We start from the raw sequence: 22649 nt of genomic DNA, 5'->3' as shown, positions 1-22649 counted from the left end.
GCCGCTCCTCGTTCGTTGCACTGGGCAAAAACGACCTCCGCCGCAACGAGCAAAGCAATTGATGACAGGCCCTAGAGTTGCAACTCGGCCACCGCGCCGCCTTCCGGGCGATTGCCGAGTTTCAGCTCCCAGCCGTGCCGGCGCGCCAGCGTGCGGGCCACGTACAGGCCGATGCCGGTGCCGCCGTCGCGGCCCCGGAAATGCGGCTCGAACACCAGCGGCAGTTCGTGGTCTGGCACCCCGGGCCCGTTGTCGATGACCCGCAGCCGGTGATGCTCCAGCTCGATCGTCACCTCACCGTCCGGGCCTGCGGCCCGGGCGGCGTTGCGCAGCAGGTTGGAGAAGATCACGTGCACGCTGCCCGGCGAGGCGATCAGCCGGGTCGGCGACAGCCGCCAGACCAGCCGCGTGGTGGTGGTGTCGTCCAGCTCGGCCCATTCCGGCAGCAGCGTGTCGAGATCGAGCACCCGGCTGGTCGGCGGCTCGCGCAGCCGTGACAGCGCCAGCAGCGCATCGAGATCGGCCTGCGCCTGCGCCACCGCGCGGCTGATCCGGGCCAGCGGCCGGCTGGGGTCGGGCACGCCGGCCACCAGCAGTTCGACGGCGCCGCGGATCACCGTCAGCGGCGTGCGCAGCTCGTGGCTGGCCGCCGACGAGAACACCCGCTCGCGCTCCACCACGGCGTCGAAGCGGGCCATGTAGGTGTTCAGCGCCTCGGTGATCACGGCGAGATCGGGGTCGTCGGCGGCGACCAGCCGGGGGGCGCGCTGTTCGGGGTCCAGCACGCGGATCTGGCCGACCAGTCCGGCCAGCGGCTGCAGCGCCTGCTGCGCCAGCCGCCGTGCGCCCCACAGCGCGATCACCATCACCACCGCCAGGCCGAACAGGAACGACACGATCTGGCGCTTGCCGCGCACCTGCAGCCGGCGGCTGTCGTAGGCCAGGTAGGCGCGGCCGCTCTGGCCTTCGAGTTCCCGGACCAGCACCAGATGATGCAGGCCGGCGATCATCACGTCGCCATGCCAGCCGGGCTCCAGCGCGGCGATCGCCGGACTCAGCGGCGTCGGCTGATCGGTGCGGTAGTAGCGCTGGCGCAAGCTGCCGACACCCGGCGGTTCAACGCTCGGCGCGGCGTTGGTCTCGATCATGTAGTCGAGCTCGCGGCTCAGCAGCGTGATCAGGCTGTCGCGCTCGATCCAGTACTCCAGCGCCCAGAAGCACAGGCCCTGGATGGTCGCCGCGACGATGGTCAGGCCGAGCAGCGCCAGCGCCAGCCGGTTGCGCAGGCCGGCGATCCGCACCGCCTGCAGCAGCGGCCGGCGTCGGCCGCCGTCGCCGCCGGCCAGCCCGATGTCGCTAGCCGTCGCCAAGATCGGCGAGCCGGTAGCCGCTGCCGTGGATGGTGTGCAGCAGCTTGCGCGGCCACGGCTTGTCGATGGCCACGCGCAGTGCGTACATGTGGGCGCGCAGCACATCGCCTTCCGGCGCGGTGTCGCCCCACAGCCGGCGCTCCAGTTCCTCGCGGGCCACCACGCGGTGGGTCTCGCGCATCAGCAGCTCCAGCAGCTTGCGCAGCGCCGGTGTCAGGCTGATCGCTTCGCCGCCGCGCCGCGCGATCAGCGTGTCGAGATCGAACTCGAGGTCGGCGACAGTCAGCAGGCGATCGCCGGAAACGGTCGTCGCGCGGCGGTGCAGCGCCTCCAGCCGCGCCAGCAGCTCGACCATCGCGAATGGCTTGACCAGGTAGTCGTCGGCGCCGGCGCGCAGGCCTTCGACCCGGTCGTTGACGGTATCGAGCGCGGTCAGCATCAGCAGCGGCACCTGCTGACCGCCGGCGGAACGCAGGCGGCGGCAGACGCTGGCGCCGTCGAGCCCGGGCAGCAGGCGATCGAGGACGATGGCGTCGAAACGCTGCGACTGCGCCAGCCGCAGGCCGCTCGGACCATCGGCCGCGAAGTCGACGCTGTGGCCGTGGCTGCCAAGGAAATCGCCAAGGTTGGCGGCAAGATCGGGATGATCTTCAACAAGCAGGACGTGCATGGTTGCGGCTCTCCGGCAGATGCGATCTGGCCAATCTAGCAATCCCGGCCCGCTCGCGCACACGGCCGGCGCGCTGCCAGGGGAATTTCCCGGTCGCGCGGCTGTGTAAACAAGTTGTGAGCAGATGCAATCCGATCGGCGTCAGATACGCGCCGAAGCCGATCTTCAGGACGTCTCGTCGCCGGTTTCGGCAGCCGGCTGGTCGCGGACCACCCAGCGCGAGGCGAGGATGCCGACCTCGTACAGCAGGTAGGCCGGGACGGCGAGCATCAGCTGCGACAGCACGTCCGGCGGCGTCAGGACAGCAGCGGCGACGAACACGCCGACTAGCACGTAGTCGCGCCGCGCCGCCAGCTGCGCCGGCGTGACGAAGCCGGTCAGCACCATCAGCACGATCGCCACCGGCATCTCGAACGCGAAGCCGAAGGCCATGAACAGCTTCAGCACGAAGTCGAGGTACTTGGAGACGTCGGTCATCACCGCGACGCCGGCCGGCGTCGAGCCGATGAAGAACTTGAAGACGGTGGGCAGCACCAGGAAGTAGGCGAAAGCAACACCGGCGTAGAACAGCGCGGTGCCGCTGGCGAGGATCGGCAGCACCAGCCGCCGTTCGTTGCGATACAGGCCAGGCGCGACGAACGCCCAGATCTGGTACAGCACCCACGGCAGCGCGACCGCGAAGGCAACGATCGCGGCGAGCTTGAACGGCGTCAGAAACGGCGCGGCCACTTCCGTGGCGATCATGTTGCTGCCGGCCGGCAGCAGCCTCATCAGCGGTGTGGCGAGAAAGGTATAGAGATCGCCGGCGAAGAACAGCAGCGGGATCAGCACCACCATGATGCCGACCAGCGCCCGCACGACCCGCGTGCGCAGCTCGATCAGGTGGTCGAGCAGCGGTTGCTCGCTGCCCTGCAGCTCGGGCTGGTCAGCCATTCGGATCGGACTTGGCGGCAGGCTTCCACGACGGGGCATCGATCGACGGCGCAGCGTGCGGCGTGTGGTCGATCGCCGGCGGCGGTGCCGGAGCGGGGGCGGTGTCGGCGGCCGGCGGCGCTGGAGTGTCGGCGGCCGGCGGCGGCTCGTTCAGCATCGCGCGGCCGTAGTCGGCGGTGCCGTCGAACTCGCGCTTCAGCGAGCTTGATTCCTCGTGGAAGATGCGCCGCGCATCCTGCATCTGCTTGCGCAGGTCGGAGGCGTGCGATTCGCGATCGAGTTCGGCGCTGAGGTTGCGCATGTAGGCCTTGGCCTGGCCGGTCCAGCGGCCGATGCCACGGGCGACGCGCGGCAGCTTTTCAGGCCCGAGCACCACCAGGGCCACGAGAAAACACACCAGCAACTCGGAAAAGCTGATGTCGAGCATGGGTTCGCCGCGCCTGGCGCGTCAGTGCAGGGTCGGGCGTCAGGCCTTTTCGTTCTGCTTGTCGCCGGCCGGCGACTTGCCCGGATCGACGATCTCGGCGCGCAGCGCCTCGGTGTTCTTGTTGGCCTCGGCCTCACCGTCCTTCATCGCCGACTTGAAGTTCTTGACCGCCGCGCCGAGGTCGCCGCCGGCGCCGCGCAGCTTCTTGGTGCCGAACACGAGTACGACGATGCCCAGTACCACCAGCCAGTGCCAAATGCTGAAACTGCCCATGGAAATCTCCTCAAGTCGATCGCGATACCGCTTAGTTGGCGCTGCGAGATGCCTTTTCAACCAGGCCGGAACGCCCGGTGCGCCGTGCGAGTTCTTCGCTCAGCGACGACAGCGGAACATCATACGCGGCCATCAAGACCATGACGTGAAAGCTCAAATCCGCCACTTCACTGACCAGTCTTGCGCGCTCAAGTGCCCCGCCGGCAGCGCAGTCCTTGCCGGCGATGATGGTTTCCGCCGCTTCCTCGCCGATCTTCTTGAGGATGGTGTCGGCGCCCTTCGCGTACAGGCTGGCGACGTAGCTGGTCGACGGGTCAGCGCCACGCCGGGCGATCAGCGTCGCGTACAACGCGTCGAGCACCTCGCCGAGGTCGGTGGCCATGTCAGACCGTGAACGCCAGCGGCGCCGGCATCCGCACCGGCACGCCGTGCCGTGACAGGTACTGCTTGGCTTCGCCGACGCTGTGCTGGCCGCTGTGGAAGATGCTGGCGGCGAGCACGGCATCGGCGCCGCCCTGGCTCAGGCCCTGCTCCAGATGTTCGAGCGTGCCGACGCCGCCGCTGGCGATCACCGGGACGCTGACCGCGTTGCTGATCTCGCGCAGCAGTTCGTTGTCGTAGCCAGCCTTGGTGCCGTCGCGGTCCATGCTGGTCACCAGCAGTTCGCCGGCCCCTTTCTGGACCATCAGCGCCGCCCATTCGATGGCGTCGAGACCGGTGGCCTTGCGGCCGCCGTGGGTGAAGATCTCCCAGCGCGGCGGCTGGTTCTTCTTCGACACCCGCTTGGCATCGATGGCGACGACGATGCACTGCACGCCGTAGCGGTCGCTGGCTTCGGTTACGAAATCCGGCCGCTGCACGGCCGAGGTGTTGATCGACACCTTGTCGGCGCCCGCCGACAGCAGCGCGCGGACGTCGGCACAGGTGCGCACGCCGCCGCCGACCGTCAACGGGATGAAGATCGCCGAGGCCACGGCTTCGACGGTCTTGAACAGGGTCGGCCGGTCATCGCTGGACGCGGTGATGTCGAGAAACACGAGCTCGTCGGCGCCCTGGGCGTCGTAGCGGCGGGCGACCTCGACCGGATCGCCGGCGTCGCGGAGGTCCTCGAACTTCACGCCCTTGACCACGCGGCCGGCGTTGATATCGAGGCAGGGGATGACGCGCTTGGCAAGCATGGGAAACCGCCGGGGGCGAAAGACTTACTGGACGGCCTTGAGGCAATCCTTGAACTGCAGGCCGCCCTCGTACAGGGCACGGCCGATGACGGCACCGATGACGCCGTCTTCCTCGATCGACTTCAGCAGGTGCAGATCCTCGATCGTCGACACGCCGCCGGAGGCGATGATGTCGGTCTTGACCGAGCGGGCGAGGTTGCGGGTGGCCTCGACGTTGAAGCCATTCATCATGCCGTCGCGGCCGATGTCGGTGTAGACGATCGCCTCGACGCCGTCGTGCTCGCACTGCTTGGCCATCTCGACGACGCCGTGCGCCGACAGCTTCGACCAGCCGTCGACGGCGACGCGACCGTCCTTGGCGTCGATGCCGACGATGATGTGGCGCGGGTACTCCAGGCAGAGATCGCGCAGGAAATGCGGCGCGTTGACCGCCTTGGTGCCGATGATGATGTAGCTGACACCGGCGTTCAGGTAGGCCTGCACGGTGTCTTCGTCGCGCACGCCGCCACCGGCCTGCACCGGCACCGATCCGCAGACCTTGGCGATCCGTTCGATCACCTTCAGGTTGACCGGCGAGCCTTTCAGCGCGCCGTCGAGATCGACGACGTGGATGCGGCTGGCACCTTCGTCGACCCAGCGCTGGGCGACTTCGGCCGGATCGTTGGAAAACACCGTGACGTCGTCCATCCGGCCCTGGCGCAGGCGGACGCACTGGCCATTCTTCAGGTCAATCGCGGGGATCAGCAGCATGGGAGCGGTCGTGCGGGCGCGGGAACGCGCAGTTTCAATGAATGACGAGGGACGACGACGACCGAGCGACGCCGGGCTTCACAAGGGGACCAAAACTGTGCCGCAAAGGCGCAGGCGAGGCAAGAACGCCCGGCGCAAGACGTTTATCGGCCATCGCCATCCCAGGCCGCGAAGTTCGCCAGCAGGCGCAAGCCGACGGCCTGGCTCTTCTCGGGGTGAAACTGGAAGCCGACGATGTTGTCGCGCGCAACCGCCGCAGCGAACCGGTGCGTGTAGTCGGACTCGCCCAGCACATGCTCGGGATTCACCGGCGCGGCATGGTAGCTGTGCACGAAATAGAACCAGCTGTCGTCCGGCACGCCGGCCCAGACTGCATGCGGGCGGCTCTGGTGCACGCGGTTCCAGCCCATGTGCGGCACTTTCAGGCGCTCCACCGCGTCCAGCGGCGGATCGACGAAGCGGATCACCTCGCCCGGGATCAGGCCGAGCGCGGCGACACCGCCGTTCTCCTCGCTGCGTTCCAGCAGCACCTGCATGCCCAGGCAGATGCCGAGCAGCGGTCGCTTGCGCGCCGCCTCGATGACCATCTCGTTCAGTTCCAGCCGCCGCAGCTCGTTCATCGCCGCCTTGACGCCGCCGACACCCGGCAGCACCAGACGATCGCAGGCGATCAGTTCTTCGGGGTCGTAGCTGATGACGATGCGCTGGTTGCCGGCCACCCGCTCCAGCGCCTTGCCGAGCGAGTGCAGGTTGCCCATGCCGTAGTCGATGACGCCGATCTTTTCCATCTCTGCGCGAATCGAGCCGTAACCGGGAATATCGAAGGGGAAGGAGAAGCGGGTCGACGGTGGCGGCTTACAGCACGCCCTTGGTCGACGGCATCGCGCCGTTGGCGCGCGGATCGAATTCCACCGCCATCCGCAGTGCCCGGCCGAAGGCCTTGAACACTGTTTCGGCCACGTGGTGGGCATTGCGCGCGCGCAGGCAGTCGACGTGCAAGGTCACCTTGGCGTGATTGACGAAGCCCTGGAAGAACTCGCGGAACAGGTCGACATCGAACTCGCCGATCCGCGCGCGCGGGAATTCCACGAACCATTCGAGACCCGGGCGGCCGGAGCAGTCGAGCACCACCCGCGACAGCGCCTCGTCAAGCGGCACGTAGGAATGGCCGTAGCGAACGATGCCGCGCTTGTCGCCGATCGCCTTGTCGAAGGCCTGACCGAGGCAGATGCCGATGTCCTCGACGGTGTGGTGATGGTCGATGTGGACATCGCCCTTGGCTTCCACCGTCAGATCGACGAGGCCGTGGCGCGCCACCTGTTCGAGCATGTGCTCGAGGAAGTGGATGCCGGTATCGAACTTGATCTGGCCGGTGCCGTCGAGATTGATCTCGACGCCGATCTGGGTTTCGCGGGTATCGCGGCGAACGCTGGCAACGCGGGCAGACATCTGAAAACCGTTGGGGACGAAGGCGCGAAAGGATAACCCCGACGGCAAATGCGTGCCACGGCTCACAAAACGAACGCCCTGCCGGGCAGTTGTCAGCCGGCCAGCCGCGCCCGCACGACCTCCGCCGACAGGCCGGCGATCTCGACCCGCTTGCGCGTTGCGCCGTGCCCGGCGACGACGGTGACCGCCGATGCCGGCACGCCCAGCGCAGCGGCCAGCAGCGCGGCCACGGCGGCGTTGGCCTTGCCGCGTTCCGGCGCAGCCGTCACCGACAGTTTCAAGGCGTCGCCGAGCCAGCCCTGGATGGCATTGCGCGACGCGCCGGGGCTGACTTTGACTTCGAGGCGTGTTGTCATCACCGGCCGTATCCGCGCCTGCGCATCCTGTCCTGCCACTGTCGGAGCCGCTCCATGATGATCCCGAAACCCTGCCGCATCGGCGCCGTGCTGCTGTTCGCATTGGTCGGCTGCACCCAGGAAACCCAGAACCAGATCAGCCGCAGTCTGCAGAACTGGACCGGGACCAACGGCGTGCTGGAAATCTACGCCGGCGACAAGCTGGTGCGCCGCTTCATCGGCATCGACAAGCTGACCACCGCCAGCGGCACCGACGACAGCGGCACGCGCGCCTATCGCTATGGGTATGGCGTGCTCGACGAAAACCTGAACCTGGTGCGCGACGCCGACGAGAAGAAGGTCTACTTCGAGATCAGCGACTACGCGACGAACTACGTGTTCTTCGAGAACCCGCACTGAGCCGCCGACCATGAACCGGAACGCGCTGATCATCGGCGGCACCCGCGGCATCGGCCTGGCGCTGGTCGAGGCGCTGCTGGCCGATCCGGCCTACCGGCATGTGGTCGCCGCCGGCCGCTCGGTCGACGGCCATCCCGAGCTCGACCGGCTGGCGGCCCGCCACGGCGATCGCTGCGAACGGCTGTCGCTCGATCTTGCCGACGAAGCCAGCATCGCCGCCGCCGCCACCATGCTGCGGGCACGCCGTCCGGCCCTGCACCTGCTGATCACCACGGCCGGACTGCTGCATGGCGACGGCCTGAACCCGGAACGACGGCTGGCCGAGATCCGGCCGGACCACCTGCTGGCGAGCTACACGGTCAATGCGGTCGGACCGATCCTGATCGCCAAGCATTTCCACGGCCTGCTCGCGCACGGCGAGCGCGCGGTGCTGGCAACGCTGTCGGCGCGGGTCGGCTCGATCGGCGACAACCGCCTCGGCGGCTGGTATGCCTACCGCGCCGCCAAGGCCGCCCAGAACCAGCTGATGCACACCGCCGCCATCGAATTGGCGCGCCGGGCGCGCGAGCTGATCGTGGTGTCGCTGCATCCGGGCACCGTCGAAACCGATCTGTCGGCGCCGTTCCGCGGCAATGTCGCCGCCGAAAAACTGTTCACGCCGGCATACGCGGCCGAGCGCCTGCTGGCGGTCATCGCCGGCCTGGGCCGCGAATCGAGTGGCCGCTTCTACGCCTGGGACGGCAGCGAGATTCCCTGGTAGGCGCGGAACGCTGGCCGGCTCAGGCGAGCACGCCGCCGATGATCGCGCCGAGCAGCCGCGCGCCGGCGTCGATGAAGGCGATCAGCAGACCGCCGAGACCGGCGATGAAGCCGACCACGATCATGCCGGTCAGCATCGTGCCGAACACCGCGAACACCACGCCGAACAGGATCGACGACACCAGCCACGCTGCCAGCGCCGGACCGACACCGCCCGCGATCTTGCCGCCGACCACGCCGCTGATGAAGCCGCCGACGCCCGGCAGCCAGAACAGCAGCACCGAGATCACGATCATCCAGATGCTGCCGGACAGCACGCTGCCGCCCTGGCGTCCGCTCGAATTGACGTTGCTCATGCCTGTCACCGTCCCTGCCATGCGTCGCCATGCGCGACCACGGAAGAGCATGCCGCCGATTGCCGTGAATTCAAGCGCGCCGGCCTGCCACGACCCGCCAGCATGATTCCGATACCATTCGCGCTCATTTTTCCCCCACCGGTACTCGTCATGCAGATCGCCGACCGCTGTGTCGCCTACTTCCACTACACGCTGACCAATGATGCCGGCGAAGTCCTCGACAGCTCCGAGGGTCGCGATGCGCTGCCGTACCTGCATGGCAAGGGCAACATCGTGCCGGGCCTCGAAAAGGCGCTGGCCGGCAAGTCGGTCGGCGACAAGCTGAACGTCACCGTGAGCCCGGAAGAAGGCTACGGCGCCCACAACCCGCAGCTCGTGCAGAAGGTGCCGAAGGCGGCGTTCCAGGGCGTCGACAAGCTGGAACCGGGCATGCAGTTCCAGGCCGAAAGCAACATGGGCCCGGTCAGCGTCGTGGTCACCGCCGTCGAAGGCGACACCGTGACTGTTGACGGCAACCATCCGCTGGCCGGCGAAACCCTGCACTTCGCGGTGGAGATCACCCAGGTGCGCGAGGCGTCGGTCGAGGAAGTGCTGCACGGCCACGTGCACGGCGCCGGCGGTCATCACCACTAAGCGCTGACCGGCTGCAGCCCGCCCGCGTCACCGGCCCGGTGACGCGGGCTTTTTCATGCCCGGCCGAAGACCGCTGAAGCCTCAGCGGGCCGCCGTCGTTTCCGCCGCTGTGGCGGTCGGCGCCAGATACCGGTCGAGAAAGGCCAGCAGGGTGTCGAAGTAGCGCTGCACGTTGGCTTCCTTGCGGAAGCCGTGGCCTTCCTGGTCGATGATCAGCACCTCGTGCGGGTGCTGCTTCTTTTCCAGCGCCGCGCGCAGCAGCCGGGCCTGACCCACCGTCACCCGGCGATCCTCGCCGCCGTGAATGATCAGTACCGGCGCCTTCAGCGCCGACAGCCGTTCGATCGGCGACGCCGCGCGGCGCGATTCGGCATCCGGCGCCACCGCATCGGCCAGATATCGGCGCCCCTGCCAGGAATCGCCGGTGTCGCTGTCCTTCAGATGCTTGTTGAGGTCGTAGATGCCGGCCGCGCCGATGACGCAGCGATACAGATCCGGCTCGCGTACCGCGCTCATCAGCGCCGCGTAGCCGCCATAGCTCCAGCCGCCGATGCAGATCCGGCCGCCATCGACGACGCCGGACGCGACGGTCGCCTTCACCGCATCGGTCAGGTCATCGATCATCGTCGTGCCCCAGGCTCGCTTTCCTGCATTGACGAATCCTGGCCCATGTCCGCCGGAACCGCGGAAATTGACCTGCAGCACTGCGTAGCCGTGCGTGGCCAGCAGTTGGGGGTCGCGATCAAAGGTCCAGCTGTCGCGCTCCCCGAACGGGCCGCCGTGTGGCCAGACCACCAGCGGCAGCGACTTGGCCTCGCGGCCCGGCGGCAAGGTCAGATAGGCCTGCAGGGGCGTGCCATCGCGCGCCTTCAGCGCCAGCGGCCGCCGCTCGCCCATCCATTCCGGGTCCAGCCATTCCTGGCGACCCAGCAGGTAGTCGATTTTCTTGTCGACGGTATTGAACAGGTACCAGTCGCCCGGACTGCGGTCGTCGCTGACCAGCAACAGTACGAGGCGCCCGTTTTGCGACGTCGACTGAACCAGAACCTGCTTGCCTGGAAAGGCCTCGGTCGCCAGTTTCAGCAGCTCGCGATGCGGATGTCCGGTCGGAAAGATCCGCGTTTCGGAGCGTCCGGGTTCCAGCACCGCCGCGATCGGCTCAAGGCTGCCGTCGAATGACCAGACGGGTCCGAGCACGGCAGCGCGCGCATCACATGCCAGCACTTCGACCGCATCGGTCGCGAGCTCGACACGATCCATGCACCAGGGTCCCTGATATCGGCTGGTGATTCGGTAAAGCGCCTTGCCGTCGACGCTCAGCGCGATTGGCTTGGCATCGACGCCAGTCACAGTATTCGCTTCTATCCATTGCCCGTCTGGCTGGCGCTTCCAGGTCCGCTGAGTGAACGTTGCTCCATCGGGAATCACATGGACATAACGTACCTGGCGCTGCGCGTCGAGCACGAAGGTGGTGTCGCCATATATCGGTGCCATCGCCAGTTCGTACAACTGCGACGTATGGATATTGAGCCTCTGCAGGCTGAGCTCGGCGCGGGCCTTGTCGTAGCGCTCGGTCACCACGAGGACGTGATTGGGATCGTCCAGCAGCGGATCGACCAGCGTCGCCCACACTGCCCGGTGATTGCTGGCGCCAGTACGCTCCTGCCCGATGATGTACTTGCGGTCTCGTCCGTCGTAGCGAAACGACACCAGTTCGCCAGTTGCCGCCGCCGACTCGATCGGGCCGACCTCGGTTGCAAGCTCGGCCACCAGATATTCATCGCTGCTCCAGATGAAGTCAGCGAGGCCCTTGCCAGGCTCCAGTCTCAGCCCACCGACTGGCTTGAGCCCGGGAAGCGACAGCACGACCACGCCCGCACCATCGACATCATGGATGCGCGCCGCAAGATGCTTGCCGTCCGGCGATAGCTTCAGTTCGCGGAAACCGGGATCGCGCGCCCAGTTCGCTGTCGACAAAGACAGCGACTTGCTGGCAGGTGCTCCAGCGTCGGCCGCCGCGCTGCGTGTCGGATACAGGGAGACCGCAAGCAGCATGGTCGCGGCAAGGGATGGCAGCCAGTGGAAAGCCAATTTCCGCATGGAAAGCGCTCGGGCAGTTCAGGTACAGCGGCCACTGTGCCGGAATTGCGGCGAAGAAAGCGTGTGCAGCGCGACAAACAAAGAGAGAGTCATCACACTCGATCGCCCCTCCAACTCCTGTTCCACCGCCATGCTCCTGAAACCCCTGCGGACAGCGCTTGCCGTGATCGCCATGACAGCACCCGTCGCCACGATGGCTGCGGACGCCAGCCCCACGCTGGAAGCCGTGATCGCCGCACCGCACCGCACGCCGGAGTTCGTGGCCCGCGATGTCTGGCGGCATCCGCTGGAGACGCTGCGCTTCTTCGGCGTGAAGCCGACCGATACGGTGGTCGAGATCTGGCCCGGCGGTGGCGGCTGGTACACCGAGATCCTGGCGCCGTACCTGCGGGAGCGCGGCCGCTATGTCGCGGCGATCCAGCCGGTGAGCCTGCCGCAGACCGACGACTACGCTCGCCGGGGTGCCGAGCGCTTCCGCGCCAAGCTGGCGTCGAACCCGGCGGTCTACGATCGCACGGAAGTGGCCGAATTCCGGCCGCCGGAGCGCGCCGCGTCGGTGCCGCCCGGGACGGCCGACGTGGTGCTGACCTTCCGCAATGTCCACAACTGGATGGAGGGCGGCTACGAGGCAGCCGCCTTCGAGGCCTTCTTCGCGATGCTCAAGCCCGGCGGCACGCTCGGCCTGGTCGAACATCGCGCCGCGCCCGGCACCAGCCGCGAGCAGTCGATCGTCAGCGGCTACGTCACCGAGGCCTACATCCGCGCACTGGCCTATGCCGCCGGCTTCGTGCTGGCCGGCAGCTCGCCGGTCAACAACAACCCGAAGGACAGCAAGGACTATCCCGAGGGCGTCTGGACCCTGCCGCCGGTGCTGCGGCTGAAGGACAAGGATCGAGACAAGTACCTGGCCATCGGCGAATCGGACCGGATGACCCTCAAGTTCGTGAAGCCGACGCACTGACGCCGCGACCGCCCGGGACCTTGCCCGGGCGGTCGACGCCGGCCAGCAGTCCTCAGTCCTCCGGCTCGTAGGCCAGGTTCGGCGCCAGCCACTTCTCGGCTTCGGCCAGGGTCCAGCCCTTGCGGCGCGCGTAGTCGGCGACCTGATCCTTCTGGATGCGGCCGACGATGAAGTACTGCGCCTCCGGATGCGCGAAGTACCAGCCGGATACCGCCGCTGCCGGCCACATCGCGTAGCTCTCGGTCAGGCGGATACCGGTGTTGGCTTCGGCGTCGAGCAGCTGCCACAGGGTGCCCTTCTCGCTGTGCTCCGGGCAGGCCGGATAGCCGGGCGCCGGGCGGATGCCCTGGTACTTCTCGTCGATCAGCGCCTCGTTCGGCAGCTGTTCGTCCGGCACATAGCCCCAGAACTCCTTGCGGACTCGCTGGTGCAGGCGTTCGGCAAAGGCTTCCGCCAGGCGGTCGGCGAGTGACTCCAGCAGGATCGCGTTGTAGTCGTCGTTGTCCTTCTTGAACTGCGCAACGCGCTCGTGGCAGCCGAGCCCGGTGGTCACCGCGAAGCCGCCGATCCAGTCGTGCAGGCCGGAAGCCTTCGGCGCGATGTAATCGCCCAAGGAACGGTTCGGCACGCCAGCGCGGTGCTCGCTCTGCTGGCGCAGGTTGCGCAACGTGTGCAGTACCGTGGTGCGCGATTCATCGGCGTAGACCTCGATGTCGTCGCCGATGCTGGCGGCCGGAAACAGGCCGATCACGCCGTTGGCGGTCAGCCACTTCTCGTCGATGATCCGGTCGAGCATCGCGTGGGCATCGGCGAACAGCTTGCGCGCGGTTTCGCCGGACGCCGGATTGTTCAGCAGATCCGGGTAGCGCCCTTTCAGTTCCCAGGCGATGAAGAACGGCTGCCAGTCGATGAAGTTGCGCAGTTCGGCAATCGGGTAGTCGCGCAGCAGCTTCACGTGCCGGGCTGTCGGCGCACGGCCGGCTTCGGCAGCGCTGATGTGCTGCTCCTGCTGCGCCAGCAGGTGCGGCTTGATCGGCCGGAAGCGCGACCAGTCCAGCGGGCTTGCGTTGGCCCGCGCGCCGTCGAGGCTCAGGTACTTCTGGTCGCGATCCTTGCTGGCGTGGCGTTCGCGGATCGCCGCGTATTCGGCATCGACCTCGGCAACCAGCGCCTTGCGCTGCGTCGCGTCGAGCAGCGCCGAGGCCACCGGCACCGAGCGCGACGCATCCTTCACCCAGACGATCGGCCCCTGGTAGGCCGGCTGGATCTTGACTGCCGTGTGGGCGCGCGAGGTCGTCGCGCCGCCGATCAGGAGCGGCTGCGTGAAGCCCTGGCGCTGCATTTCCTTGGCCAGATTCACCATCTCGTCGAGGCTCGGCGTGATCAGGCCGCTGAGTCCGATGATGTCGACGTTGTGCTCGCGGGCGGCATCGAGAATCTTCTGCGCCGGCACCATCACGCCGAGGTCGACGACCTCGTAGTTGTTGCACTGGAGCACGACGCCGACGATGTTCTTGCCGATGTCGTGGACATCGCCCTTGACCGTCGCCATCAGGATCTTGCCCTTGGCCTGCGCGGCATCGCCGGGCTTCTTTTCCGCCTCGATGAACGGAATCAGATAGCCGACCGCCTTCTTCATCACGCGGGCCGATTTCACCACCTGCGGCAGGAACATCTTGCCGGCGCCGAACAGGTCGCCCACCACGTTCATGCCGCTCATCAGCGGACCTTCGATGACCTCGATCGGCCGGCCGCCACGAGCGGCGATCTCGGCGCGCAGTTCCTCGGTGTCGGCCTCGACGAAGGCGTCGATGCCCTTGACCAGCGCGTGGGTGATGCGCTCGCCGACCGGCAACGCGCGCCAGGCTTCATCCGCCACCTCCGCCTTCGTGCCGTCACCCTTGAAGCGCGGCGCGATCTCGACCAGCGCTTCGGTCGCCTCGGTACCCGGCTTGCGGTTGAGGATCACGTCCTCGATCTTCTCGCGCAGTTCCGGATCGATCTCCGAATAGATCACCAGGCTGCCGGCGTTGACGATGCCCATGTCCATGCCCGCGCGGATCGCGTGGTACAGGAACACCGCGTGGATCGCTTCGCGAACCGGGTTGTTGCCGCGGAACGAGAACGACACGTTCGACACGCCGCCGGAGATATGCGCGCCCGGCAGGTTCTGGCGGATCCAGCGCGCCGCCTCGATGAAATCCACACCGTAGTTGTTGTGGGCTTCGATGCCGGTGGCGACGGCAAACACGTTGGGGTCGAAGATGATGTCTTCCGGCGGAAAGCCGACTTCGTCGACCAGGATGCGGTAGGCCTTCTCGCAGATCGTCTTGCGGCGTTCCAAGGTGTCGGCCTGGCCCTGTTCGTCGAAGGCCATCACCACCACCGCCGCGCCGTAGCGCCGGCACAGCTTGGCCTGTTCGATGAACTTCTCGACGCCTTCCTTCATCGAGATCGAATTGACGATAGGCTTGCCCTGCACGCACTGCAGGCCAGCTTCGATGACCTCCCATTTCGAGGAGTCGATCATCACTGGCACGCGCGAGATGTCCGGCTCGCTGGCGATCAGGTTCAGGAAGCGGACCATCGCTGCGCGGCCATCGAGCATGCCCTCGTCCATGTTGACGTCGATGACCTGCGCGCCCGCCTCGACCTGCTGGCGAGCGACAGCGACAGCGGCCGTGTAGTCGCCGGCCTTGATCAGGTCGCGGAACTTCGCCGAGCCGGTGACATTGGTGCGCTCGCCGACGTTCACGAAGCCCAGGCTTTCGTCGATGGTCAGCGGCTCCAGGCCGGCCAGCCGGCAGGCCATCGGCAACTTGCCCGGCACGCGCGGCTTCTTGCCGGCGACGAACTTCGCGATGCTGGCGATATGTGGCGGGCTGGTGCCGCAGCAGCCGCCGACGATGTTGACCAGCCCGCTGTCGGCGAACTCGGCGACGATCGCGGCCGTTTCATCTGGCAACTCGTCGTACTCGCCAAACGCATTCGGCAGGCCGGCATTCGGATAGGCACTGACGTAGCAGTCGGCGATCCGGGCCAGATCGGCGATGTACGGCCGCATGTCGCGGCCCCCGAGCGCGCAGTTCAGGCCGATCGCGAACGGCCGCGCGTGGGACAGCGAGTTCCAGAACGCTTCGGTGACCTGGCCACTCAGGGTGCGGCCGGAGGCATCGGTGATCGTGCCGCTGATGATCACCGGCAGCTTGTAGCCGCGCTCCTCGAAGACCTGCTCGACCGCGAACACCGCCGCCTTGGCGTTCAAGGTGTCGAAGATCGTCTCGATCATGATGATGTGCGCGCCGCCGTCGATCAGGCCGCGCGTGCACTCGGCATAGGCGGCGACCAGCTGGGCGTAGCTGACGTTGCGAGCGCCGGGGTCGTTGACGTCCGGGCTGATGCTGGCAGTGCGGTTGGTCGGCCCGAGCGTGCCGGCGACGAAGCGCGGCTTGTCCGGGGTCGAGATCGAATCGGTCTCGATGCGGGCGATGCGCGCAGCCTCGACATTCAGCTCGTAGGCCAGCGACTCCATCTTGTAGTCGGCCAGCGAAATGGTCTGCGAGTTGAAGGTATTGGTCTCGATGATGTCGGCACCGGCTTCCAGATACTGCCGGTGAATCTCGCGAACGATGTGCGGCTGGGTCAGCACCAGCAGATCGTTGTTGCCCTTCAGGTCGTGCGGCCAGGCCTTGAAGCGCTCGCCCCGGTAATCCGATTCCGACAGCTTGTAGCGCTGGATCATCGTGCCCATCGCGCCATCGATGATCAGGATGCGCTCCCGCGCGATCGCCTCGAGGCGGGCAGCGAGGGCTTGCGGGTCAAAGGAAAGCGGGGCATCGAGCATGGCGGGCATCCGGTTGAGCGGCGCGATTGTATCCCTCCATGCGGATAGGCGGATGGCGACACGACGGAGCGACCGCCGCGCCGCATGTCGGATCGCCATTGCCCCGCGTCCGCTGCCGCCGGCATCGACGGCCGAGGCGTAGAGGATCAAGGTCGAGCCCGTCTTTCCGCCGCGTTGCCGATGGCCGCCACGGTCCACCCCCTGTTCGTTCCGGCTGCGCCGGACGCTGCTGCCGCCGCATCTGCCGGCGCTGCCGACCTGTGCCGGGCGCTGTCCAGCGGCTGCGTGACGGTGCTCGACGATCTGGCCCGGCAGATGCTCGACAGTGCCGACGACGCCCTGTTCCGGATGAGCGAGACCGCCGCCAGCGATGTCGAGCGGCGGCAGTTCATCGACACCATGCGGGTGCTGCGCCTGGACCGCGCCGGCTTCAGCAGCGCGTTCTCGCGGGCCGTCACTGCCGGCTTCGTGACGGCGACCACCGGCACGACGACGGGCGACGAACCGGACGAACTGCGCCTCCAGCCGACCGAGGAGCTGGAGGAACGCATCGCCGTCGGCAACCTCGCAGCCCGCCTCGAAGGCCAGTTCGGCCCGGCGCTGCAGGCGCTGCGCAGCCGCCTCGACGCGGCGCGCGCCGACGGCATCCGCATCCCGGACGCCGCGCTGACACCGGCCGGCATCGGCGCAGCGTTCGCCACCGCGATGGCGGCGCTGCGCGCCGGCTTCGAGATCAGGCTGATCGTCTGCAAGCTGTTCGAGCGCGTCCTCTGTCGCGACTTCCAGCGGCTGATCGCCCAGGCGCTGGACACCCTCGAGCGGCACGGCTATCGCGCCGGCATCGTCGCGCCGCCGCCGGGACGCGCCGGCGCACTGCCGGTCATGCCCGGGCGGCCCCCGCAGCCTGCTACTGCGGCCGCATGGCCGGCCATGCCACTGCTGCCCGACAGCAGCCAGGCGCGGATCAACGCACTGCTGGCGCAGCTGGCCGCCGTCATGCTGCCGCCGGCCGGCGGCACCGCGCTGCCGGCAGCGCAGGCGCCGCTGCCGACGCTGCTGGCGGAACTGCTCGCCAGCACCGAGGCCGCCCGGTTCGACCCGCAGCGCGCGAACCATCTGGACGGGCTGCTGGAAGCGGCGCTGGCCGGCCACGCCGCCGATGCCGGCACGGCCGCCCTGCAGCAGGTGATTGCGGCGCTGCGCAGCGAATTGCGCGAACAGCGCCGCCTGCTGCTGCGCCAGGTTCGCAACGAGGTGGCGCGCGAACTGGAGCAGCGCATCGCCGGCCGCGCGCTGCCGCCGCCGTTGCTGGTGCTGCTGCGCTCCGGCATCGGCCCGCTGCTGGCGCTGCGCCTGCTGCACGACGGCCGCGACAGCGACCGCTTCCGCGCGGCCGATGGCCTGCTCGACCGGGTGTTCGACAGCCTGTCGGCGCCGCATCCGCCCGGCGAGCAGGACCAGCAGCGGCGGCGCACGCTGCTAGCCGAACTGCGCGAGGCCCTGCTCGGCACCGGCATGAGCGCCGCCCGCGCCGGCCAGCTGATCGACGGCCTGCCGGCCAGCTGGGCGCAGTGCGATGCGCAGCCGGCCGCTGCCGCACGGTCTGCGCCGGCACCGGCACCGACGACGGCGGCAGCTCCGGATTTGCCGCCACGCCTGCCGGTCCCGGCGCCGGCGCTGCTGGCCAGGGTGCTGATCCCGGACACCTGGTTCCGGGTCTTCGATGGCGATCGCCAGCAGACCCGCTGGCTGAAGCTGGCCAGCCACTATCCGGCGGAAGATCTGGTGCGCTTCATCGGCATTGACGACCGCACGCAGCTGTCGCTGCGCGCCAGCCGGCTGGCGACGGATCTGCTCGACGGCCGCTCCGAGCCGGTCAATCCATCGCCCGACAGCCTCGCCGCGCTCGAAGCACTGCGCGGCGCGGCAACTGCTGCGGGCCAGCCGGACGCGGGCTGAAGCCGGAAGTCGCTTTTCGCCCGTTGTCTGCGTGTTGGCCGCGTGTTGGCAGAAGTTCGCGACGCCGCCGCATAATGTCGGCACGCGCAAGCCGCTTGCGCGGCGGTCATGAGCGGTGCGACGGCCGGCCGATGCGATCGGCACGCCGGGCACCGCTTTCATTTATCCAATCGACGGGGTTTGCAATGAAGAAGTGGCGTTGTCTGGTCTGTGATTTCGTCTACGACGAGGCCAAGGGCGTTCCCGAGGAAGGGATCAAGCCGGGCACCCGCTGGGAGGACGTGCCGGAAGACTGGACCTGCCCGGACTGCGGCGCCGGCAAGGCGGACTTCCAGATGGTCGAAGTCGACTGATCGCCTGCGACGGCGACGGCCTGCCGGCCGTCGCCGTCGCGAACTTCCGGTCGTGGCGCGCGCCTCCCGGAACACACCCGCCGCCATTCCGGTTTGCCGATGATGGCCCTGTCGCGCGCCGTGACGATTGTGCTGACAGGCCTGCTGCTGCTCGCCGGCAGTGGCTGCAGCACCGGGCTGAAACTGGGTTACAACCAGCTCGAACGTCTGGCGCGCTGGGAAATCGATCGCGAGATCGACCTCGACGCCGCCCAGAAAGCGGCCTTCACGGCGGAATTCCAGGCGCTGCAGCGCTGGCACCGCCAGACCCAGCTGCCGCGCTACGCCGCCGATCTCCGGATTCTTGCTTCCGCGATCGAACGCGGACAGCCGCTGGGCTCCGCCGTCGACGCCGCGCTCGCCGCTGCCGAGATCCACGGCGATGCACTGTGGCAACAGGCTCAGCCCGGCACCGAGCGGCTGTTGGCCACACTGGCCGATGTACAGATCGCCGAATACGACCGCAGTCGGCGCAAGGCGCTCGACAAGCAGGCGCGCCGCCACGCCGACGACAGCCCTGACGATCGCCGCAAGCACTGGCGCCGCGAATGGCGCGACAGCCTGGATCGCTGGATCGGTGCGCTGAACGCGCAGCAGCTGGCCCTGCTCGATGCCGCCTGGCCGCGCGAACAGACGCTGGAACGGTCGCCGGCTGAACAGGCGGCGGTGCGGCTGGCCCGTCACCAGCGGCTGGTGGCCGGCCTCGCCAGCCGGCGCGAACCCGGGCTGCTGGCCCGGCTGACGGCAGCGGCCGATCCGCAGGAACAGGCACGCAGCGAGGCCGACCGGGCCCGCGCGCGGGCGCTGCTGATCACCCTGCTGAACGCCGCCGATCAAGGCCAGCGCGACCGGCTGCAGGCCACGGTGCAGGAGCTGGCCGACGACCTCGCGCAGCTGTCGCGCCCCGACTCCGCCGCGACCGCGACGACAACCGCCCGCTAGCGGCGCCCGAAGACCTGCTTCATCAGCGCCGTGGTACGGGCAGCGGGGTTGTCGCGGATCGCCTTTTCTTCCTCGGCCACCCGCAGGAACAGGCCGTCGAGCGCCTTCTGGGCGACGTAGCTGTCGAGATCGGGCGCGCCGAGCGTCGCCGCCAGCGGGCCGGCGCTGGCCAGCACCGCCTTGTACTGCTGGGCGAGTCCGGCCTGGGCGGTGATGCCGGCGACGATCGGCCGGAAGCGCGCCAGCAGAGCATCGCTGCTGCTGCGCCGGAAATACTGGGTGGCGGCATCCGGCGCGCCGTCGAGGATGGCGCGCGCATCGGTCAGCGTCATCTGCCGGATCGCGCCCGAGAACACCTCGGCCGCGGCCGGCACTGCCGATTCCGCTGCCCGGTTCATCGACAGGTGCAGCTCGTCGAGCCGGGGACCGGCACCGAAACCACGCAGCAGCGCGTCAGCCTTGAGCAGCTTTTTCGGCAGCGGAATCCGGAACTGCGGGTTCTGCCAGTAGCCGTCGGTCTGGCCCAGCTGCCGCACGGCGTTGCCGGCCCCCTGGGCCAGCGCTTCGCGCAGGGCCGTGCCGATGTCGGCCTCGCCGGGCAGGCCGCTGCCGTTGGCGCGGCGGGTCGCCTCGTAGGCTTTCTGGGCGAAATCGCCCAGCGGGCCCGCCACCGCCGGCGCTGCTGCCGCCACCACCACCACGGACGCGGCAAGGGCCGCAGGCATCCTGAATCGCATCCTCTCGCTCCTTCAAAGAGTCGACAGCGTACGGCCTCGGCACGCCGAGGCCGGGGATCGCCGGTCCGGAACTGCCGTCCGTCGAGAATCCGGCACGATTTTCGCGAACGGCGCATGCCTTTTCACGCCGAGATGCGTACAATCTGCGATCTTTTTCTTGCTGCGCCGCAGCAAGCAGCCGCAACAGCCCCTCACTGGGCGCAAACCGGAAGCAAGATCGTGAGCCTCGAGAATCTCCGCAACATCGCCATCATCGCGCACGTCGATCATGGCAAGACCACCCTCGTCGACAAGCTGCTGCGCCAGTCGCAGACGCTCGATGCCCGTGAAAACCTCGGCGAGCGGGTCATGGACTCGAACGACCTCGAGCGCGAACGCGGCATCACGATCCTGTCGAAGAACACGGCGATCCGCTGGCTCGACAAGCGCACCAACATCGAATACCGCATCAATATCGTCGACACACCGGGACACGCCGACTTCGGCGGCGAAGTCGAGCGCGTGCTGTCGATGGTCGACTGCGTCTGCCTGCTGGTCGACGCCGCCGACGGCCCGATGCCGCAGACCCGCTTCGTGACCCAGAAGGCCTTCGGCATGGGCCTGAATCCGATCGTCGTGGTCAACAAGATCGACCGTCCGGGTGCTCGCGCGCACTGGGTGATCGACCAGGTGTTCGACCTGTTCGACCGCCTCGGCGCCACCGACAAGCAGCTCGACTTCCCGATCGTCTACGCCTCGGCGCTGAACGGCTATGCCGGCGACAACCCGGACATCCGCGAAGGCAACATGGACCCGCTGTTCCAGGCCATCGTCGACAACGTCGCGCCGCCGAAGGTCAACACCGACGGCCCGTTCCAGATGCAGGTCACCTCGCTGGCCTACTCCTCGTACGTCGGCGTCATCGGCACCGGCCGCATCACCCGCGGCAAGGTCAAGCCGAACCAGCAGGTGTCGGTGGTCGGCCGTGACGGCACGGTGCGCACCGGCAAGGTGCTGCAGGTGCTCGGCTTCATGGGCCTCGACAAGATCGAGGTGCAGGAAGCGGAAGCCGGCGACATCGTCGCCATCACCGGCATCGCCGACCTCGGCATTTCCGAGACCATCTGCGACCTGAAGAACCCGGAACAGATGGCCACGCTGCAGGTCGACGAACCGACCATGAGCATGATGTTCGAGGTCAACAAGTCGCCGTTCGCGGGCAAGGAAGGCAAGTTCGTCACCTCGCGGCAGATCGGCGACCGCCTGCAGCGCGAGCTGAAGACCAACGTGGCGCTGAGAGTCGAACAGGGCGCCGCTGGCGACCAGTTCAAGGTTTCGGGCCGCGGCCTGCTGCACCTCGGCATCCTGCTCGAGAACATGCGCCGCGAAGGCTACGAGATCGCCGTTGCCCGTCCGGAAGTGATCCAGAAGGAAATCGACGGCGTGATGCACGAGCCGTACGAAACGCTGGTTGCCGATGTCGAGGAAGCCAATCAGGGCGGCGTTATCCAGGGCCTCGCCGAGCGCGGCGGCAAGATGACCAACATGGTCCCGGACGGCAAGGGTCGCGTGCGTCTCGAGTACACCATTCCGTCGCGCGGCCTGATCGGCTTCCAGACCGAATTCATGTCGATGACCTCGGGCACCGGCCTGCTGTTCCACAACTTCGATCACTTCGGACCGAAGGCCGACAACGCCAACATCGGCAACCGCCACAACGGCGTGCTGATCTCCAACGAGCAGGGCAAGACCGCGCCGTACGCGCTGTTCAACCTGCAGGAGCGCGGCCGCATGATGGTCGACCCGGCGGTGGACGTGTACGAAGGCCAGATCGTCGGCATCCACTCGCGCGACAACGACCTCGTGGTCAACGTGCTGAAGGGCAAGAAGCTCACCAACATGCGCGCCTCGGGCTCGGATGAGAACGTGCTACTGACGCCGCCGGTCAAGCATTCGCTGGAACAGGCGCTGGAGTTCATCAACGAGGACGAACTCGTCGAACTGACGCCGGTGTCGATCCGCATCCGCAAGAAGTTCCTCAAGGAACACGAGCGCAAGCGCGGCCGCAGCGAATCGGCTGCCGCCTGAGCCTGATTGCCGAAGCTGTATCCCGAACGCCGACGAAAGTCGGCGTTCTGGTTTTCCGGTCCTGCCGCCCCTCATCCGCCACCATCGCCATGCT

23 protein-coding genes are annotated in these 22649 nt (G+C 67.8%); 8 read left to right on the top strand and 15 right to left on the bottom strand.

Translation table 11 applies throughout. The features are described from left to right. Positions 1 to 71: 71 nt before the first annotated feature. The 11 genes from ACTIGJ_RS09415 to ACTIGJ_RS09365 all read right to left on the bottom strand — a co-directional run bounded on the left by ACTIGJ_RS09415 (position 72) and on the right by ACTIGJ_RS09365 (position 7406). On the bottom strand, positions 72 to 1370 hold the full coding sequence (locus tag ACTIGJ_RS09415; protein WP_439640045.1) for a sensor histidine kinase: 1299 nt from the start codon (positions 1368 to 1370) through the stop codon (positions 72 to 74). After that, entirely contained in the window at positions 1357 to 2040 is a 684-nt protein-coding gene (locus ACTIGJ_RS09410; RefSeq protein WP_439640044.1) for a response regulator transcription factor, read from the bottom strand. Before ACTIGJ_RS09410 ends, ACTIGJ_RS09415 begins: the two co-directional genes overlap by 14 nt. A 165-nt stretch (positions 2041 to 2205) precedes the next feature. Continuing rightward, positions 2206 to 2973, bottom strand: a complete 768-nt coding sequence (tatC, locus tag ACTIGJ_RS09405; RefSeq protein WP_439640043.1) for a twin-arginine translocase subunit TatC — start codon at positions 2971 to 2973, stop codon at positions 2206 to 2208. Continuing rightward, positions 2966 to 3400, bottom strand: coding sequence for a Sec-independent protein translocase protein TatB (gene tatB / locus ACTIGJ_RS09400; protein ID WP_439640042.1), 435 nt, complete (start codon positions 3398 to 3400; stop codon positions 2966 to 2968). The genes tatC and tatB overlap by 8 nt, the downstream gene beginning before the upstream one ends. 39 nt (positions 3401 to 3439) lie before the next feature. Further along, a complete protein-coding gene (gene tatA / locus ACTIGJ_RS09395) occupies positions 3440 to 3673 on the bottom strand; it encodes a Sec-independent protein translocase subunit TatA (RefSeq protein WP_439640041.1) in 234 nt (77 codons plus the stop codon). Positions 3674 to 3704: 31 nt separating this feature from the next. Beyond that, positions 3705 to 4055 carry a phosphoribosyl-ATP diphosphatase gene (locus tag ACTIGJ_RS09390; protein ID WP_439640040.1) on the bottom strand — a complete coding sequence of 117 codons (351 nt, stop codon included), beginning with the start codon at positions 4053 to 4055 and terminating at the stop codon, positions 3705 to 3707. Between the two features lies 1 nt (position 4056). Continuing rightward, positions 4057 to 4851: an imidazole glycerol phosphate synthase subunit HisF gene (gene hisF, locus ACTIGJ_RS09385; RefSeq protein ID WP_439640039.1), complete on the bottom strand. Its 795-nt coding sequence runs from the start codon at positions 4849 to 4851 to the stop codon at positions 4057 to 4059. A gap of 24 nt (positions 4852 to 4875) precedes the next feature. Continuing rightward, on the bottom strand, positions 4876 to 5601 hold the full coding sequence (gene hisA / locus ACTIGJ_RS09380) for a 1-(5-phosphoribosyl)-5-[(5-phosphoribosylamino)methylideneamino]imidazole-4-carboxamide isomerase (RefSeq protein WP_439640038.1): 726 nt from the start codon (positions 5599 to 5601) through the stop codon (positions 4876 to 4878). A 143-nt stretch (positions 5602 to 5744) separates the two neighbouring features. After that, positions 5745 to 6389, bottom strand: coding sequence for an imidazole glycerol phosphate synthase subunit HisH (gene hisH, locus ACTIGJ_RS09375; protein ID WP_439640037.1), 645 nt, complete (start codon positions 6387 to 6389; stop codon positions 5745 to 5747). Positions 6390 to 6456: 67 nt separating this feature from the next. After that, entirely contained in the window at positions 6457 to 7050 is a 594-nt protein-coding gene (hisB, locus tag ACTIGJ_RS09370) for an imidazoleglycerol-phosphate dehydratase HisB (protein WP_439640036.1), read from the bottom strand. 92 nt (positions 7051 to 7142) lie between these two features. Then, positions 7143 to 7406, bottom strand: coding sequence for a DUF167 domain-containing protein (locus ACTIGJ_RS09365; RefSeq protein WP_439640052.1), 264 nt, complete (start codon positions 7404 to 7406; stop codon positions 7143 to 7145). Between the two features lie 54 nt (positions 7407 to 7460). Between ACTIGJ_RS09365 and ACTIGJ_RS09360 the strand changes: the two genes are divergently transcribed. After that, entirely contained in the window at positions 7461 to 7805 is a 345-nt protein-coding gene (locus ACTIGJ_RS09360; protein ID WP_439640035.1) for a hypothetical protein, read from the top strand. 10 nt (positions 7806 to 7815) lie between these two features. After that, positions 7816 to 8565 (top strand): SDR family NAD(P)-dependent oxidoreductase, encoded by a 750-nt coding sequence (locus ACTIGJ_RS09355; protein ID WP_439640034.1) that lies wholly within the window; start codon positions 7816 to 7818, stop codon positions 8563 to 8565. Between the two features lie 19 nt (positions 8566 to 8584). Here the strand turns inward: ACTIGJ_RS09355 and ACTIGJ_RS09350 are convergent, their stop codons facing one another. Continuing rightward, complete coding sequence (locus tag ACTIGJ_RS09350) at positions 8585 to 8920, bottom strand: hypothetical protein (RefSeq protein WP_439640033.1); 336 nt, start codon at positions 8918 to 8920, stop codon at positions 8585 to 8587. A gap of 150 nt (positions 8921 to 9070) precedes the next feature. On the opposite strand from ACTIGJ_RS09350, the gene ACTIGJ_RS09345 reads away from it, so the two are divergent. Continuing rightward, positions 9071 to 9553: an FKBP-type peptidyl-prolyl cis-trans isomerase gene (locus tag ACTIGJ_RS09345; RefSeq protein ID WP_439640032.1), complete on the top strand. Its 483-nt coding sequence runs from the start codon at positions 9071 to 9073 to the stop codon at positions 9551 to 9553. 81 nt (positions 9554 to 9634) lie between these two features. Here the strand turns inward: ACTIGJ_RS09345 and ACTIGJ_RS09340 are convergent, their stop codons facing one another. Next, a complete protein-coding gene (locus ACTIGJ_RS09340; protein WP_439640031.1) occupies positions 9635 to 11608 on the bottom strand; it encodes an alpha/beta hydrolase family protein in 1974 nt (657 codons plus the stop codon). Between the two features lie 175 nt (positions 11609 to 11783). On the opposite strand from ACTIGJ_RS09340, the gene ACTIGJ_RS09335 reads away from it, so the two are divergent. After that, complete coding sequence (locus tag ACTIGJ_RS09335) at positions 11784 to 12614, top strand: class I SAM-dependent methyltransferase (protein WP_439640030.1); 831 nt, start codon at positions 11784 to 11786, stop codon at positions 12612 to 12614. 52 nt (positions 12615 to 12666) lie between these two features. Here ACTIGJ_RS09335 and metH read toward each other — a convergent pair whose 3' ends face one another. After that, on the bottom strand, positions 12667 to 16458 hold the full coding sequence (metH, locus tag ACTIGJ_RS09330; protein ID WP_439640029.1) for a methionine synthase: 3792 nt from the start codon (positions 16456 to 16458) through the stop codon (positions 12667 to 12669). Between the two features lie 180 nt (positions 16459 to 16638). Here metH and ACTIGJ_RS09325 point away from each other — a divergent pair, with 180 nt between their 5' ends. The 3 genes from ACTIGJ_RS09325 to ACTIGJ_RS09315 all read left to right on the top strand — a co-directional run bounded on the left by ACTIGJ_RS09325 (position 16639) and on the right by ACTIGJ_RS09315 (position 19751). Beyond that, positions 16639 to 18417 (top strand): DUF1631 family protein, encoded by a 1779-nt coding sequence (locus ACTIGJ_RS09325; protein WP_439640028.1) that lies wholly within the window; start codon positions 16639 to 16641, stop codon positions 18415 to 18417. Between the two features lie 185 nt (positions 18418 to 18602). Next, on the top strand, positions 18603 to 18770 hold the full coding sequence (locus tag ACTIGJ_RS09320) for a rubredoxin (RefSeq protein WP_439640027.1): 168 nt from the start codon (positions 18603 to 18605) through the stop codon (positions 18768 to 18770). Between the two features lie 99 nt (positions 18771 to 18869). Beyond that, on the top strand, positions 18870 to 19751 hold the full coding sequence (locus ACTIGJ_RS09315) for a DUF6279 family lipoprotein (protein WP_439640026.1): 882 nt from the start codon (positions 18870 to 18872) through the stop codon (positions 19749 to 19751). Here ACTIGJ_RS09315 and ACTIGJ_RS09310 read toward each other — a convergent pair. Continuing rightward, the gene (locus ACTIGJ_RS09310; RefSeq protein ID WP_439640025.1) at positions 19748 to 20476 is read right to left on the bottom strand and encodes a DUF4197 domain-containing protein; all 729 of its coding nucleotides are present in this window, start codon (positions 20474 to 20476) and stop codon (positions 19748 to 19750) included. The two genes, ACTIGJ_RS09315 and ACTIGJ_RS09310, sit on opposite strands and share 4 nt — an antisense overlap. 231 nt (positions 20477 to 20707) lie before the next feature. Between ACTIGJ_RS09310 and typA the strand changes: the two genes are divergently transcribed. Then, a complete protein-coding gene (typA, locus tag ACTIGJ_RS09305; protein ID WP_439640024.1) occupies positions 20708 to 22555 on the top strand; it encodes a translational GTPase TypA in 1848 nt (615 codons plus the stop codon). The last annotated feature ends 94 nt before the right edge of the window (positions 22556 to 22649 follow it).

Source organism: Nevskia sp., from assembly GCF_051860985.1.
Classification (GTDB): Bacteria; Pseudomonadota; Gammaproteobacteria; order Nevskiales; family Nevskiaceae; genus Nevskia.
The sequence above is the reverse complement of the archived record's forward strand: the minus strand, read 5'-3'. Positions and strand labels throughout refer to the sequence as shown.

Excerpts from the sequence above, each read along its gene's own strand:
- ACTIGJ_RS09410 (WP_439640044.1), bottom strand. The coding sequence starts at position 2,040 with ATGCACGTCCTGCTTGTTGAAGATCATCCCGATCTTGCCGCCAACCTT.
- tatC (WP_439640043.1), bottom strand. The coding sequence starts at position 2,973 with ATGGCTGACCAGCCCGAGCTGCAGGGCAGCGAGCAACCGCTGCTCGAC.
- tatB (WP_439640042.1), bottom strand. The coding sequence starts at position 3,400 with ATGCTCGACATCAGCTTTTCCGAGTTGCTGGTGTGTTTTCTCGTGGCC.
- tatA (WP_439640041.1), bottom strand. The coding sequence starts at position 3,673 with ATGGGCAGTTTCAGCATTTGGCACTGGCTGGTGGTACTGGGCATCGTC.
- ACTIGJ_RS09390 (WP_439640040.1), bottom strand. The coding sequence starts at position 4,055 with ATGGCCACCGACCTCGGCGAGGTGCTCGACGCGTTGTACGCGACGCTG.
- hisF (WP_439640039.1), bottom strand. The coding sequence starts at position 4,851 with ATGCTTGCCAAGCGCGTCATCCCCTGCCTCGATATCAACGCCGGCCGC.
- hisA (WP_439640038.1), bottom strand. The coding sequence starts at position 5,601 with ATGCTGCTGATCCCCGCGATTGACCTGAAGAATGGCCAGTGCGTCCGC.
- hisH (WP_439640037.1), bottom strand. The coding sequence starts at position 6,389 with ATGGAAAAGATCGGCGTCATCGACTACGGCATGGGCAACCTGCACTCG.
- hisB (WP_439640036.1), bottom strand. The coding sequence starts at position 7,050 with ATGTCTGCCCGCGTTGCCAGCGTTCGCCGCGATACCCGCGAAACCCAG.
- ACTIGJ_RS09365 (WP_439640052.1), bottom strand. The coding sequence starts at position 7,406 with ATGACAACACGCCTCGAAGTCAAAGTCAGCCCCGGCGCGTCGCGCAAT.
- ACTIGJ_RS09360 (WP_439640035.1), top strand. The coding sequence starts at position 7,461 with ATGATGATCCCGAAACCCTGCCGCATCGGCGCCGTGCTGCTGTTCGCA.
- ACTIGJ_RS09355 (WP_439640034.1), top strand. The coding sequence starts at position 7,816 with ATGAACCGGAACGCGCTGATCATCGGCGGCACCCGCGGCATCGGCCTG.
- ACTIGJ_RS09350 (WP_439640033.1), bottom strand. The coding sequence starts at position 8,920 with ATGAGCAACGTCAATTCGAGCGGACGCCAGGGCGGCAGCGTGCTGTCC.
- ACTIGJ_RS09345 (WP_439640032.1), top strand. The coding sequence starts at position 9,071 with ATGCAGATCGCCGACCGCTGTGTCGCCTACTTCCACTACACGCTGACC.
- ACTIGJ_RS09340 (WP_439640031.1), bottom strand. The coding sequence starts at position 11,608 with ATGCTGCTTGCGGTCTCCCTGTATCCGACACGCAGCGCGGCGGCCGAC.
- ACTIGJ_RS09335 (WP_439640030.1), top strand. The coding sequence starts at position 11,784 with ATGCTCCTGAAACCCCTGCGGACAGCGCTTGCCGTGATCGCCATGACA.
- metH (WP_439640029.1), bottom strand. The coding sequence starts at position 16,458 with ATGCTCGATGCCCCGCTTTCCTTTGACCCGCAAGCCCTCGCTGCCCGC.
- ACTIGJ_RS09325 (WP_439640028.1), top strand. The coding sequence starts at position 16,639 with ATGGCCGCCACGGTCCACCCCCTGTTCGTTCCGGCTGCGCCGGACGCT.
- ACTIGJ_RS09320 (WP_439640027.1), top strand. The coding sequence starts at position 18,603 with ATGAAGAAGTGGCGTTGTCTGGTCTGTGATTTCGTCTACGACGAGGCC.
- ACTIGJ_RS09315 (WP_439640026.1), top strand. The coding sequence starts at position 18,870 with ATGATGGCCCTGTCGCGCGCCGTGACGATTGTGCTGACAGGCCTGCTG.
- ACTIGJ_RS09310 (WP_439640025.1), bottom strand. The coding sequence starts at position 20,476 with ATGCCTGCGGCCCTTGCCGCGTCCGTGGTGGTGGTGGCGGCAGCAGCG.